Origin of the sequence: Klebsiella sp. Shm-1 (assembly GCF_040804525.1) — a bacterium.
GTDB classification, from domain to species: domain Bacteria; phylum Pseudomonadota; class Gammaproteobacteria; order Enterobacterales; family Enterobacteriaceae; genus Klebsiella; species Klebsiella pneumoniae.
In genome coordinates this window covers 1,000,341-1,015,171 of the sequence record NZ_CP161823.1, presented here as the reverse complement: position 1 = coordinate 1,015,171, position 14,831 = coordinate 1,000,341, and the positions used below count along the sequence as shown (strand labels likewise).

General features: G+C 58.7%; 9 protein-coding genes. 1 reads left to right on the top strand and 8 read right to left on the bottom strand.

Annotated elements, in window-relative coordinates:
* Positions 1 to 34 precede the first annotated feature (34 nt).
* From eno to rlmD, 5 genes are all read right to left on the bottom strand, one after another.
* Entirely contained in the window at positions 35 to 1,333 is a 1,299-nt protein-coding gene (gene eno, locus AB1E37_RS05005; protein WP_002915213.1) for a phosphopyruvate hydratase, read from the bottom strand.
* 81 nt (positions 1,334 to 1,414) lie between these two features.
* Complete coding sequence (pyrG, locus tag AB1E37_RS05000) at positions 1,415 to 3,052, bottom strand: glutamine hydrolyzing CTP synthase (protein ID WP_004142808.1); 1,638 nt, start codon at positions 3,050 to 3,052, stop codon at positions 1,415 to 1,417.
* A 280-nt stretch (positions 3,053 to 3,332) separates the two neighbouring features.
* On the bottom strand, positions 3,333 to 4,124 hold the full coding sequence (gene mazG, locus AB1E37_RS04995) for a nucleoside triphosphate pyrophosphohydrolase (RefSeq protein ID WP_002915215.1): 792 nt from the start codon (positions 4,122 to 4,124) through the stop codon (positions 3,333 to 3,335).
* Positions 4,125 to 4,235: 111 nt separating this feature from the next.
* Positions 4,236 to 6,473 carry a GTP diphosphokinase gene (relA, locus tag AB1E37_RS04990; RefSeq protein ID WP_002915217.1) on the bottom strand — a complete coding sequence of 746 codons (2,238 nt, stop codon included), beginning with the start codon at positions 6,471 to 6,473 and terminating at the stop codon, positions 4,236 to 4,238.
* A 121-nt stretch (positions 6,474 to 6,594) separates the two neighbouring features.
* Positions 6,595 to 7,899 (bottom strand): 23S rRNA (uracil(1939)-C(5))-methyltransferase RlmD, encoded by a 1,305-nt coding sequence (rlmD, locus tag AB1E37_RS04985; RefSeq protein WP_032448062.1) that lies wholly within the window; start codon positions 7,897 to 7,899, stop codon positions 6,595 to 6,597.
* A gap of 113 nt (positions 7,900 to 8,012) precedes the next feature.
* Between rlmD and barA the strand changes: the two genes are divergently transcribed.
* Positions 8,013 to 10,763 carry a two-component sensor histidine kinase BarA gene (gene barA / locus AB1E37_RS04980; protein WP_004151066.1) on the top strand — a complete coding sequence of 917 codons (2,751 nt, stop codon included), beginning with the start codon at positions 8,013 to 8,015 and terminating at the stop codon, positions 10,761 to 10,763.
* A 157-nt stretch (positions 10,764 to 10,920) separates the two neighbouring features.
* On the opposite strand, the gene AB1E37_RS04975 is transcribed toward barA, so the two are convergent.
* The 3 genes from AB1E37_RS04975 to AB1E37_RS04965 form a co-directional block, all read right to left on the bottom strand.
* Positions 10,921 to 12,060 carry a glycerate kinase gene (locus AB1E37_RS04975; protein ID WP_002915222.1) on the bottom strand — a complete coding sequence of 380 codons (1,140 nt, stop codon included), beginning with the start codon at positions 12,058 to 12,060 and terminating at the stop codon, positions 10,921 to 10,923.
* Between the two features lie 72 nt (positions 12,061 to 12,132).
* Positions 12,133 to 13,473: a glucarate dehydratase gene (gene gudD / locus AB1E37_RS04970; protein WP_002915223.1), complete on the bottom strand. Its 1,341-nt coding sequence runs from the start codon at positions 13,471 to 13,473 to the stop codon at positions 12,133 to 12,135.
* A 17-nt stretch (positions 13,474 to 13,490) separates the two neighbouring features.
* On the bottom strand, positions 13,491 to 14,831 hold the full coding sequence (locus tag AB1E37_RS04965; RefSeq protein ID WP_004185436.1) for an enolase C-terminal domain-like protein: 1,341 nt from the start codon (positions 14,829 to 14,831) through the stop codon (positions 13,491 to 13,493).

Genomic DNA, 14,831 nt, shown 5'->3' with positions numbered 1-14,831 from the left:
CGAAGGCTGGCATGATTATTTCACAAGGACAGGATTAAGCCTGACCTTTGATCTCTTTACGACCGTTGAACGGCGCTTGCTCACCCAGCGCTTCTTCGATACGAATCAGCTGGTTGTATTTAGCAACGCGGTCAGAACGGCTCATAGAACCGGTTTTGATCTGGCCTGCAGCGGTACCAACAGCCAGGTCGGCAATGGTAGCGTCTTCAGTTTCGCCAGAACGGTGAGAGATAACAGCGGTGTAGCCAGCGTCTTTCGCCATCTTGATAGCAGCCAGAGTTTCGGTCAGAGAACCGATCTGGTTGAACTTGATCAGGATGGAGTTAGCGATGCCTTTTTCGATGCCTTCTTTCAGGATCTTGGTGTTGGTTACGAACAGGTCGTCACCAACCAGCTGGATTTTGTCGCCCAGTACTTTGGTCTGGTAAGCGAAACCTTCCCAGTCAGATTCGTCCAGACCATCTTCGATGGAGACGATCGGGTACTGTTTGGTCAGCTCTTCCAGGAAGTGAGTGAACTCTTCAGAGGTGAACGCTTTGTTGCCTTCGCCAGCCAGAACGTATTTACCGTCTTTGTAGAATTCAGACGCCGCGCAGTCCATCGCCAGGGTGATGTCTTTGCCCAGCTCGTAGCCTGCAGCTTTAACCGCTTCAGCGATAACAGCCAGCGCTTCGGCGTTGGAACCCAGGTTCGGCGCGTAGCCGCCTTCGTCACCAACGGCAGTGTTCATGCCTTTGGACTTCAGCACTTTCGCCAGGTGATGGAACACTTCAGAACCCATGCGTACTGCTTCTTTCAGGGTCGGCGCGCCAACCGGCTGAATCATGAATTCCTGGATGTCGACGTTGTTGTCAGCGTGCTCACCGCCGTTGATGATGTTCATCATCGGAACCGGCATGGAGTATTTGCCCGGAGTGCCGTTCAGTTCAGCGATGTGCGCGTACAGCGGCAGGCCTTTGGACGCAGCAGCTGCTTTGGCGTTCGCCAGAGAAACGGCCAGGATAGCGTTCGCACCGAAGTTAGATTTGTTTTCAGTACCGTCCAGGTCGATCATGATCTTGTCGATGCCAGCCTGATCTTTAGCATCTTTGCCCAGGATTGCCTGAGCGATCGGGCCGTTTACCGCAGCAACAGCTTTGGTTACGCCTTTACCCAGGAAACGGGATTTGTCGCCATCGCGCAGTTCCAGCGCTTCGCGGGAACCAGTAGAAGCACCTGACGGAGCAGCTGCCATACCGACGAAACCACCTTCCAGGTGTACTTCGGCTTCAACAGTCGGGTTACCACGGGAGTCGATGATTTCACGACCGATGACTTTAACGATTTTGGACATTAGGTTTTCCTCAGTACAAGTTAAACTAAAACTCCAGACAAACAATGCACCCGGATGGGTGCATTGCCGTTCAAACTCTTTTTACTTCGCCTGGCGTTTCTGGTACTCGCTCGCGGCTTTCACAAAGCCGGCAAACAGCGGGTGTCCATCACGCGGCGTCGAAGTAAACTCCGGGTGGAACTGGCAGGCCACAAACCACGGATGGTTCGGCACTTCGATGATCTCGACCAACTGATCATCCCCGGAACGGCCCGCAACGCGCAGACCGGCAGCTTCAATCGGTTTCAACAACATGTTGTTGACTTCGTAGCGGTGACGATGACGCTCGGTGATGGTCGGCTCGCCGTAAAGCTGGCGTACCAGAGAATCATCACTCAGCTGGCACTGCTGCGCGCCCAGGCGCATGGTGCCGCCCAGATCGCTCTTCTCAGAGCGGACTTCAACGTTGCCATCTTCGTCACGCCATTCGGTAATCAGGGCCACGACCGGGTATTTACAGTCTGGCACAAATTCCGTCGAGTTGGCGTTTTCCATACCCGCTACGTTACGCGCGAACTCAATCAGCGCAACCTGCATACCCAGGCAGATGCCCAGATAAGGAATATTGTTTTCACGCGCATAGCGCGCGGTGGCGATCTTGCCTTCAACGCCGCGGTAGCCGAAGCCGCCCGGGATCAGGATAGCGTCTAAATCCTTGAGGATTTCGACGCCGCGCGTTTCCACATCCTGCGAATCGATCAGCTTGATGTTGACGGTAACGCGATTTTTCAGACCGCCGTGTTTCAGCGCTTCAATCACCGACTTGTAGGCATCCGGCAGTTCAATGTACTTACCGACCATACCGATGGTGACTTCGCCTGCCGGATTAGCTTCTTCATAGATTACCTGTTCCCATTCGGCCAGGTTTGCTTCCGGACAAGTTAAGCTGAATCGTTTACAAATATAATCGTCCAGCCCCTGAGATTTCAACAGGCCCGGAATTTTATAAATGGAATCGACGTCTTTCAGAGAAATCACAGCCTTTTCCGGAACGTTACAGAACAAAGCAATTTTGGCTCGTTCGTTGGCCGGAACCGCGCGATCGGAGCGGCAGATCAGAATATCAGGCTGAATACCGATGGAGAGCAGCTCTTTCACGGAGTGCTGGGTCGGCTTGGTTTTGACTTCGCCCGCGGCGGCCATGTACGGCACCAGAGTCAGGTGCATGAACAGGGTATGCTCGCGGCCGATCTCTACCGCCATCTGACGAATCGCTTCGAGGAACGGCAGGGATTCGATATCGCCTACGGTACCGCCGATTTCCACCAGCACGACGTCATGGCCTTCGCCGCCCGCCAGTACGCGCTCTTTAATAGCGTTGGTGATGTGCGGGATAACCTGAACGGTCGCGCCCAGGTAGTCGCCACGGCGCTCTTTGCGCAGCACGTCGGAGTAGATACGGCCGGTGGTGAAGTTATTGCGGCGCGTCATCTTGGTGCGGATAAAACGCTCATAGTGGCCCAGGTCCAGATCGGTTTCTGCGCCGTCTTCAGTAACGAACACTTCCCCATGCTGGATTGGGCTCATGGTGCCCGGATCGACGTTGATATACGGATCCAGTTTCATGATGGTCACGTTGAGACCACGGGCTTCAAGAATGGCTGCCAGGGAGGCTGCGGCAATGCCTTTACCCAGAGAGGATACGACCCCGCCGGTCACAAAAATATAGTTCGTTGTCATGCTGAACCTGAGAAGTTAGGGTAAAACGATGGAATAACCAGGACGGGAAAGTAGTATACCCGAACATGCGTGACGCCACAAACTTTCATTCTTCCCCTCCCCTTCGTTCTTCAAGTTGCACCTGTGTTGCGACTCGAACAACTCGAAGAGGCAGGCTACATGGTGTTTCAACGACATAACGGAAAGAGAAAATAGACGCTTTTGGCGAAATGTTTTTGACGTAAATCAAGCGCTTGTTATTTATAAAATCACACAAATCGCGCTTGATCACGAAAATCCGTTAGAGATCAGTTTCCTGGCGTTTTACTTCCTGCCACACTTCTTCCATGGTATCGAGGTCGACGCCGGTCATTTCCAGGCCGCGGGCGGCGACAATACGCTCGACCTCGCGGAAGCGACGCTCAAATTTGAGGTTTGCTTTCTGCAGCGCCACCTCGGCTTTGACGCCCAAATGACGGGATAAGTTCACCGTGGCAAACAGCAGATCGCCCACTTCCTCTTCCAGTTTTGCTTCATCCACCACCGCCTGCTGCGCTTCATGCATCACTTCATCAATTTCTTCATGCACTTTGTCGAGCACCGGGCCCAGCGAGGTCCAGTCGAAACCCACTGCCGAGCAGCGGCGCTGGATTTTATGCGCGCGCATTAGCGCCGGCAGGCTATGGGGAATATCGTCCAGTGCCGAATGCTGGGCTTTTTCCGCCCGCTCCGCGCTTTTGATTTGCTCCCAGCGAGCCAGGACTTCCGTGCTATTGCCCGCCGATGCCTCGCCGAAGATATGCGGGTGGCGACGCTCCAGCTTGTCGCTGATGGCGGCGCAGATATCGTCAAAGTTAAAGCGTCCCTCTTCCTGCGCCATTTGCGCATAGAACACCACCTGGAACAGCAGATCGCCCAGTTCACCGCGCAGATCGTCAAAATCTTCCCGCTGGATAGCATCGAGGACCTCGTAGGTCTCCTCAAGGGTGTAAGGGGCGATAGTGGCAAAGGTCTGCTCTTTATCCCATGGGCAGCCGTTTTCCGGGTCGCGCAGGCGGCGCATGATGCCGAGCAAGCGGTCAATTTGAGTCATGTGACAATCCTGGAAATTTAAAAAATAGTCGGCCGGATAAGGCGTTTAGACCTTATCCGACGTTGCGAAATTGCCGGATGGCGGCTTCGCCTTATCCGGCCTGCAGATGAATTAACCGCCGTGCAGACGGCGCGCGTCGATCACATCCGGCACCTGGTTGAGCTTACCGAGCACCCGGCCCAGCACCTGCAGGTTGTAAATCTCGATGGTCATATCGATGGTTGCCAGCTGCTGACGGGTATCGCTGCGGCTGGCGACGCCCAGCACGTTCACCTTCTCATTGGCGAGGATGGTAGTGATATCGCGCAGTAAACCGCTGCGATCGTTCGCCTCCACCCTGACCACCAGCGAGTAGCCCGCCGAGTAGCTTTCGCCCCATACCGCATCGACGATGCGCTCCGGAGCATGCGACTGCAGTTCAGCCAGCTGATCGCAGTCCGCGCGATGCACGGAGATCCCGCGCCCCTGGGTGATAAAGCCGACGATCTCGTCGCCCGGGATTGGCTGGCAGCAGCGGGCAATATGGTGCATCAGGTTGCCTACCCCTTCCACCACTACCCGGCCATTGTCCTTGGTGCGATTTTGCGGCGTGTAGGTTTTCTGCTGCAGTTGCTTCAGCGCGGCCGCATCCTGCTCGGCGGCGCTAGGTTTATTGAACTGCGCCTGCAGGAAGTTGACCATCTGGTTGAGACGGATATCGCCACCGCCGATGGCGGCCAGCAGTTCATCGAGCTCGTTGAAGTTATAGCGCGGCAGCAGGTGCTTTTCCGCATCCTTCAGGCTGATGCCCAAATGCTCCAGCTCGTCGTCGAGGATCTGCCGACCGGCGAGAATGTTCTTGTCGCGATCCTGCTTACGGAACCAGGCGTGGATCTTCGAGCGTCCGCGGCTGGTGGTCACATAGCCGAGGTTAGGGTTCAGCCAGTCACGGCTCGGGTTCGGCTGCTTCTGGGTAATAATTTCGATCTGATCGCCCATCTGCAGCTGGTAGGTGAATGGCACGATGCGGCCGCCAATTTTGGCGCCGATGCAGCGATGGCCGACATCGCTGTGAATATGATAGGCAAAGTCGAGCGGCGTCGACCCCGCAGGCAGGTCCACCACGTCGCCTTTCGGCGTAAAGACATACACCCGGTCGTCGAAGACCTGGCTGCGCACTTCGTCGAGCATCTCGCCGGAGTCGGCCATCTCTTCCTGCCAGGCAATCAGCTTACGCAGCCAGGCGATACGGTCTTCATAGCCGCGGCCGCCGCTGGTACCAGCTCCCGCACCCTCTTTGTACTTCCAGTGTGCGGCCACGCCCAGCTCGGCGTCTTCATGCATCTGCCGGGTGCGGATCTGAATTTCCACCGTCTTGCCGCTCGGCCCCAGCACCACGGTATGGATAGACTGGTAACCGTTGGGTTTCGGGTTGGCCACGTAGTCGTCGAATTCATCCGGCAGATGGCGGTAGTGAGTATGGACGATCCCCAGCGCGGCATAGCAATCCTGCAAACGCTCAGCCACAATACGCACCGCGCGAACGTCAAACAGCTCGTCGAAAGCGAGGTGTTTTTTCTGCATTTTGCGCCAGATACTGTAGATATGCTTCGGCCGGCCATAGACTTCCGCCTTGACGCCTTCGGCTTTCATCTCTGAGCGCAGGTGGCCGACAAACTCTTCGATGTAATGCTCGCGGTCGATACGGCGCTCGTGGAGCAGTTTGGCAATGCGCTTGTATTCCGCCGGGTGCAGATAGCGGAAGCAGTAATCTTCCAGCTCCCACTTCAGCTGGCCGATACCTAAGCGGTTCGCCAGGGGAGCATAGATATTGGTGCACTCTTTCGCCGCAAGAACGCGCTCATCTTCCGGCGCGTCCTTGACCTCGCGCAGATGCGCGATACGCTCAGCAAGTTTGATGACCACGCAGCGGAAATCGTCAACCATCGCCAGCAGCATACGGCGAATGTTATCCACCTGCTCGGAAGAGACCGAGTCGGTATGGGTAGCCTTCAGCTGGCGGATAGCGGCCATGTCCCGCACCCCGTGAATCAGGGTCACGACCGATTTACCTACGCTCTCCTGCATCACCTCTTCGCTGACAACTTCGCCGTCGGCCAGCGGGAACAGCAGCGCCGCGCGCAGCGTATCGATGTCCATACTTAGGGTGGAGAGGATCTCCACCATTTCGACGCCCCGCCACAGCAGCAGGTCCGCCTGCGGGTGTCCTTGCGTTTTTTCGCGACAATAATCCCAGGTTTCGGCTAAGCGCTCACACGACTGCTGGCTGGAAATTCCCAGACTCGCGATCCATTTCTTCGGGTCAAATTCACCAGCTTTATTAAGATGTGCACTTCTTACCGCAACCATTGTCCTCTCCTTAAGGGACCGGCCTGCCGAAGTCGGCAAGCCTCAACTTTCTACATGTCATCCTGCAGGTCGCGTCAGCATTCATGGCCAGGGTGGCTCTTCTGCGACGTTGTGAATGACCTTATGTAAGCCTGCGCTCAAACAACACCATTGATTCCAGATGGCCGGTATGCGGGAACATATCCAGCATCGCCAGGCGTTGAATCTGATATCCAGCCTGCAACAGGGTTTCGCTGTCTCGCGCCAGCGTCGCCGGGTTGCAGGAAACATACACCACCCGCCGCGGTGCCAGTTTTATTATATGCGGCATCACGCCCGGCGCGCCGGCGCGGGCCGGGTCCAGCAGCACTTTATCAAAGCCGTGCTTCGCCCAGGCCTGACGGGTGACGTCTTCTTCCAGATTTTCATGGAAGAAAGTGACATTTGATAAACCATTGCGGGCGGCGTTTTCCCGCCCCTTCTCCACCAGCGCCGGCACCCCTTCCACGCCCACCACATGGGCGGCGCGTGTCGCCAGCGGCAGGGTAAAGTTGCCCATCCCGCAGAACAGATCCAGCACCCGGTCCTCTGGCCGCAGATCCAGCCACTCCAGTGCGGTACGCACCATCTGCTGATTTACGCCGTCGTTGACCTGGATAAAATCCCGCGGGCTGAACACTAAGCGTAGTCCGTCTGAGGTATACCATGGCGCTTCGCCATGAATATGCTCCAGTATCTCGCTTTGTGGCGCGAGGTACAGGGAAAGACCGTAAGTTTGCGAAAAGCGTTCCAGTTTTTCCTTGTCTGTCGCCGGCAGGGCTGCGGTATGGCGCAGCACCATCAGCGGACCGTTGTCCGCCTGCACCAGCTCGACGTGGCCGAGATGGCGTAATGCGCTCAGCGCGCTTAAGCACTCGCGCACAGCGGGCAGCAATGCCTCAAGTTGGGGCACCAAAACAGGGCACTGCACCACATCGACGATCGCTTTGGCGTTGGCCTGGCGAAAACCCATCTGCAATTGTTGGGTCTTCGGCTGATAATTCAAGCTCAAGCGTGCGCGACGGCGGTAGCCCCACGGCGCGCCGGCGATGACGTCATCTACCTCGCGCTTCATCAGTCGCCCCAGCGCGGCGCGTTTACTTTGCTGCTGAAGCGGAACGCTGGCATGTTGTTGTTGGCATCCGCCGCAGACGCCAAAATGGGGGCAGCGCGGCGCCTGGCGCTGCGGGCTGTCGGTCAGTCGGCGTTTCACCTCGGCGCGGGCGTACTGTTTTTTATCTTCCACCAGCACCACCTCGGCCTGCTCGTGGGGCAGCACGCCGCTCACGAACAGCGCCTTCCCCTGGTGGCGGGCAACACCCTGACCAAAGGGATCGAGGTCGTTGACTGTAACGGTTATGATCTGGCGCGTCGTCACACGCCGTTTTGCAGAGTAGAATTGCGCCATCGTAGAGAGTTGTCTCAATCAAATAAAACGAGCTCGTTCAGAGCGGCAGCGCCGCGAGGCGCAGCGACGCTGCACAGAACGATGATGTCTATATTCTCCCATAATGGAACCGCATGACCAACTACAGCCTGCGTGCTCGCATGATGATTCTGATTCTGGCGCCAACCGTCCTGATAGGACTGTTGCTCAGTATTTTCTTTGTCGCTCATCGTTATAACGACCTGCAACGCCAGCTGGAGGACGCTGGCGCCAGTATTATCGAACCGCTGGCGGTCTCCAGCGAATATGGCATGAACTTGCAAAACCGCGAATCCATCGGCCAGCTGATCAGCGTTCTGCATCGTCGCCACTCGGAGATCGTGCGGGCCATCTCGGTGTACGATTCGCATAACCGCTTATTTGTCACCTCCAATTACCAGCTCAATCCCAGCGAACTGCAGATCCCGAAAGGCGAGGCATTCCCCCGTCACCTCAGCGTCATCCGCGATGGCGACATGATGATCCTGCGCACGCCTATTGTCTCGGAAAGCTATTCTCCGGATGAATCACCCGAATCTGACGCTAAAATGCCGGGCAATATGCTGGGCTACGTCGCCCTGGAGCTGGATCTAAAATCGGTTCGCCTCCAGCAGTACAAAGAGATTTTTATCTCCAGCGTAATGATGCTGTTCTGTATCGGCATCGCGTTAATCTTCGGCTGGAGGCTGATGCGCGACGTCACCGGGCCAATCCGCAATATGGTTAACACTGTCGACCGCATCCGCCGCGGACAGCTGGACAGCCGGGTCGAAGGCTTTATGCTCGGCGAACTGGATATGCTGAAAAATGGCATTAACTCGATGGCCATGTCGCTGGCGGCATACCACGAAGAGATGCAACACAACGTCGACCAGGCGACCTCCGATCTACGGGAAACGCTTGAGCAGATGGAGATCCAGAACGTCGAGCTGGACCTGGCGAAAAAGCGCGCCCAGGAGGCGGCGCGCATTAAGTCTGAGTTCCTGGCCAATATGTCTCACGAGCTGCGCACCCCGCTCAATGGGGTGATCGGCTTTACCCGCCTGACGCTGAAAACCGATCTCAACGCTACGCAGCGCGACCACCTGACCACCATCGAACGTTCGGCCAACAATCTGCTGGCGATCATCAATGACGTGCTCGACTTTTCCAAGCTGGAAGCCGGGAAGCTGATCCTGGAGAGTATTCCGTTCCTGCTGCGCACTTCGCTTGATGAAGTGGTCACCCTGCTGGCGCATTCCGCGCACGATAAAGGGCTGGAGCTGACGCTGAATATTAAGAACAATGTACCGGACAACGTTATCGGCGACCCGCTGCGTCTGCAGCAGATTGTGACCAACCTCGTGGGCAACGCCATCAAATTTACCGAGCACGGCAATATCGACGTACTGGTGGAGCAGCGGGCCATCAGTAATTCCCGGGTACAGATCGAAATTCAGATCCACGATACCGGCATCGGCATCCCCGAGCGCGACCAGTCCCGGCTATTCCAGGCCTTCCGTCAGGCCGATGCCAGTATTTCACGCCGCCACGGCGGCACCGGGCTCGGGCTGGTGATCACTCAGCGTCTGGTCAAAGAGATGGGCGGGGATATTTCGTTCCACAGCCAGCCGAACCGCGGCTCCACCTTCTGGTTCCATATCAGCCTCGATCTCAACCCGAACGCCATTCCGGATACGCTGAACACCGACGGGCTTGTCGGCAAACGTCTGGCCTATGTGGAAGCCAACGCGACGGCGGCGCAGTGTACCCTGGAGATGCTGGCCGCTACGCCGCTGGAGGTTATCTACAGCCCTACCTTCTCCTCGCTGGCGGAAGCGCAGTATGACATTCTGCTGGTCGGTATCCCGGTTTCAATGCGCGATTTGTCGCCGCATCGGGAAAAATTAGCCAAAGCCTGCGCGATGTCCGATAACGTACTGCTGGCCCTGCCGTGCCATGCCCAGGTCAGCGCCGAAGCCCTGAAGCGCGACGGCGTTGCCGCCTGCCTGTTAAAGCCGCTCACCACCACCCGTCTGCTACCGGCGCTGGTGGCTACCAGCCACGCGCTTGCCTCCGCGCCGCTGATGCAGATCGACAGTCATAAGTTGCCAATGACGGTAATGGCCGTCGACGACAACCCGGCTAACCTGAAGCTGATTGGCGCCCTGCTGGATGATCTTGTGCAGCAGGTGATCCTCTGCGACAGCGGCCAGCAGGCGGTGGACAAGGCCAAGCAGCTGCAGATGGATCTGATCCTGATGGATATTCAGATGCCGGATATGGACGGCATCCGCGCCTGTGAGCTTATCCATCACCTGTCCCATCATCAGCAAACCCCGGTTATTGCGGTCACCGCGCACGCCCTGGAGGGGCAGCGTGAGAAATTACTGAGCGCCGGCATGAACGACTATCTGGCGAAGCCAATCGAAGAAGAGAAACTGCACGCACTGCTGTTGCGCTATCAGCCCGGCCTGCACAGCGTCGTTCCGGCGTCGCTACCGCCCGCAGAGCCGATCGTCGATCATAATCAAACGCTCGACTGGCAGCTGGCGCTGCGCCAGGCGGCCATGAAGCCGGACCTGGCGCGGGAGATGCTGCAAATGCTGATCGCCTTTATGCCGGAGGTGCGTAACAAAGTTGAGGAGCAGCTGGTGGGCGAGCAGCCGGAAGGGCTGGTGGATCTGATCCATAAACTGCACGGCAGCTGCAGCTATAGCGGCGTGCCGCGGCTGAAAAAGCTGTGCCATACCCTGGAAAGTCAGCTGCGGGCAGGCACCGCCGCCGAGGATCTGGAGCCGGAGCTGCTTGAGCTGTTAGATGAGATGGATAATGTGGCCCGCGAAGCGTGCCGGATGGGGGTGTAAACCCCGGATAGCGGCGCTACGCGCCTCATCCGGGCTACGTCCTACGGTCCGGTATTCGGTTGGTAGCCCCGGTAAGCGTAAGCGCCACCGGGGATGGTTCCCGGATCGCGGTGCTACGCACCTTATCCGGGCTACAAATACCACTGCGCCAGCCGGGTTACCGCCTGTCGCCCATCTGCAAAACCGCGGCTACGTTACGCGCCGTCATTCGCAAGTTGGCGGCGGCATTGGCCAACGCTTCATCAAGGGTACAGATGGTATACAACACGCTGAATACCGCATCCAGCCCGTGCTGATGCACGACGCCAACATCGGCGGTAAGACTGCCGGCAATCCCGATCACCGGGACGTTAAAACGCTTCGCCACCCTCGCCACCCCCACCGGCACTTTGCCGTGGATCGTCTGGCTATCGATACGCCCTTCGCCGGTGATCACTAAATCGGCATCCGCCACCCGCTCAGCCAGCTGTAGCGCATCGGTGACAATCTCAATGCCCGGACGCAACTGAGCACCACAGAACGCATACAGCGCCGCACCCATGCCGCCCGCCGCGCCGCCGCCCTCAAGGCTCAGCACGTCGATATCTAAATCGCGGGCGATAATCCGGGCATAGTGCCGCAGGCCGCTATCGAGCCGGTCGATCATCTGCGCCGTCGCCCCTTTTTGCGGGCCGAACACCGCGCTGGCGCCCTGCGGGCCGGTCAACGGGTTGGTGACGTCGCAGGCAACGTCAATCCGGCAATCTGCCAGCCGCGAATCGAGTTCGCTGAGATCGATTCGCGCCAGCGTCTCCAGCGCGCCGCCCCCGGAGGCAATTTGCTGGCCCTCGGCGGTCAGCAGTTTCGCCCCCAGCGCCTGCGCCATCCCGGCGCCGCCGTCATTGGTCGCACTGCCGCCAATACCAATAATGATCTGTCTTACCCCGGCGTCCAGCGCATGGCGGATAAGCTCCCCGGTACCCCAGGAAGTGGTCAGCAGCGGGTTACGCTGCGCCGGCGGGACGCTCTCCAGGCCGCTGGCCGCCGCCATTTCGATAAAGGCGCACTGGCGATCGCCGGACAGCCCGTAAAATGCCTCAACCGGCTCGCCCAGCGGCCCGGTGACCGTCAGCGGAACCAGAAGCCCGCCGGTCGCCGCCACCATGGCTTCCACCGTCCCTTCCCCACCATCGGCAACCGGCAGCTTGACGTACTCGGCGTCAGGATAAATCTCGCGAAAGCCTTGCTCTATCGCACTGGCCACTTCCAGCGCGCTCAGGCTCTCCTTCCAGGAATCCGGTGCGATCACTATTTTCATCTGCTGTCCTTACTCTGAGCCAACCCCTGGCGCTGTCGCGCAATGCCGGCCCCCGCAGAGGCCGGCGGACTTTTAGCGCACCATGCATGGACGCTTGTTGTCAAAGGTCCAGCCCGGGATCAGATACTGCATCGCCATCGCATCGTCGCGGGCGCCAAGACCATGTTTCTTATATAGCTCATTTGCCTGCATCACGCGGTCCATATCCAGCTCAACCCCCAGGCCCGGGGTACTCGGTACCTGCACCATGCCGCCTTTGATTTCAAAAGGTTGTTTGGTCAGACGCTGGTTGCCCTCCTGCCAGATCCAGTGGGTATCGATAGCGGTGATCTTGCCCGGCGCCGCTGCCGCGACGTGGGTGAACATCGCCAGCGACACGTCGAAGTGATTATTAGAGTGCGAACCCCAGGTCAGACCGAACTCATGGCACATCTGCGCTACGCGCACCGACCCCTGCATGGTCCAGAAGTGCGGGTCCGCCAGCGGGATATCCACCGATTGTAGCGACAGCGTATGGCCCATCTGCCGCCAGTCGGTGGCGATCATATTGGTGGCGGTCGGCAGGCCCGTCGCGCGGCGGAACTCGGCCATCACTTCTCGGCCGGAGAAGCCCTGTTCGGCGCCGCACGGATCTTCCGCATAGGCCAGCACGCCCTTCAGCTGTTTACCAATCTGAATGGCCTCCTCAAGCAGCCAGGCGCCATTCGGGTCGAGAGTGACGCGAGCATTCGGGAAGCGCTTCGCCAGGGCGCTGATCGCTTCGGCTTCTTCAAAACCGGCCAGCACGCCGCCCTTCAGCTTAAAGTCGTTGAAACCATATTTTTCATACGCCGCTTCCGCCAGGCGGACCACCGCATCCGGCGTCATCGCCTCTTCATGGCGCAGGCGATACCACTCGCACTGCTCATCCGGCTGGCTCTGATAGGCCAGCGGCGTCGCATGGCGATTACCGACAAAGAACAGATAGCCCAGCATTTCGACTTCGCTGCGCTGCTGGCCATCGCCTAGCAGCGAGGCGACGTTGACCCCAAGGTGCTGGCCCAGCAGATCCAGCAGTGCCGCTTCGATGCCGGTCACCACGTGAATGGTGGTGCGCAGGTCAAAGGTCTGCAGGCCGCGGCCCCCGGCGTCGCGGTCGGCAAACTGATTGCGCACCGCGCCCAGCACGTTTTTATACTCGCCCAGCGTTTTGCCCACCACCAGCGGAATGGCATCCTCCAGGGTCTGGCGAATTTTTTCACCGCCCGGGATTTCACCGACGCCGGTATGGCCGGCGTTATCTTTGATAATTACGATATTGCGGGTGAAGTACGGGGCGTGCGCGCCGCTCAGGTTCATCAGCATGCTGTCATGGCCGGCAACCGGGATCACCTGCATGGTGGTGACAACGGGCGTTGAAGAGAAAGTCGTCATAGCATCATCCTTTTTAATTAGTGGCGGCCGAAAACGGGACGTTTGCGGTCGAATGTCCAGCCGGGGATCAGGTACTGCATCGGGCCCGCGTCGTTGCGCGCGCCGCCCGGCAGCGCTTTATAGGCCTCATGGGCTCTGCGCACCTGCTCCCAGTCAAGTTCCACGCCGAGTCCCGGCGCGTCTGGCACGGCAATGCTGCCGTTAATAATCTGCAGCGGATTTTTGGTCAGGCGCGCGTCGCCCTCCTGCCAGATCCAGTGGGTATCGATGGCGGTGGGGTTGCCCGGCGCGGCTGCGCCGACGTGGGTAAACATCGCCAGGGAAATATCAAAGTGGTTGTTGGAATGGCAGCCCCAGGTGAGCCCCCAGTCGTCGCACAGCTGCGCCACCCGCACCGCGCCGGAGAGCGTCCAGAAGTGCGGGTCCGCCAGCGGGATATCGACGGCGTTGAGCATCACCGCATGGCCCATTTCGCGCCAGTTAGTGGCTATCATATTGGTGGCGACCGGCAGCCCGGTGGCGCGGCGGAACTCGGCCATCACCTCCCGGCCGGAGAAACCCTGCTCGGCGCCGCACGGATCTTCGGCGTAGGTCAGAACATCCTGCAGCCCTTTACACAGCGCGATGGCCTCATCCAGCAGCCAGGCGCCGTTAGGGTCGACGGTGATGCGCGCATCCGGGAAACGCTTTTTCAGCGCCCGCGCGGTGTCAATCTCCTGCTCGCCGGGCAGCACGCCGCCTTTGAGCTTAAAGTCTTTGAAACCGTAGCGATCCTGGGCGGCTTCCGCCAGACGCACTACCGCCTCGCTGCTCAACGCCTGCTGGTGGCGCAGGCGGTACCATTCGTGATCGCCCGGCGTATGGTCCAGATAGCCAAGGTCGGTTTTCTGCCGATCGCCGATATAGAACAGGTAGCCCAGCACGGTGACGGCATCACGCTGCTTACCCGGGCCCAGCAGCTCGCAGACCGGCACATTAAGCACCTGGCCGAGCAGGTCCAGCAGCGCCGCTTCCAGCGCCGCCACCGCGTTAACCTTCAGTTCGAAGGTCCACGCCCCTTTGCCGAAGGTGTCGAAATCCGCCGCCTGATTGCCTTTGTGCACCTGCTGCACCACGCGATTGAGTCGGGCGACCTCCTGGCCCACCACCTGCGGGATCGCCGCCAGCAGCGTCTGGTAGATGACCTCTCCGCCGGGCGCTTCGCCGACGCCGGTATGGCCGGCGTTATCGGTTAACACCACGATATTGCGGGTAAACCAGGCGTTATGCGCTCCGCCGATGTTCAGCAGCATGCTGTCGTGCCCGGCCACCGGAATGACCTTCATCTCTGTGATAATCGGGCTGGATTGAGTAGTCAT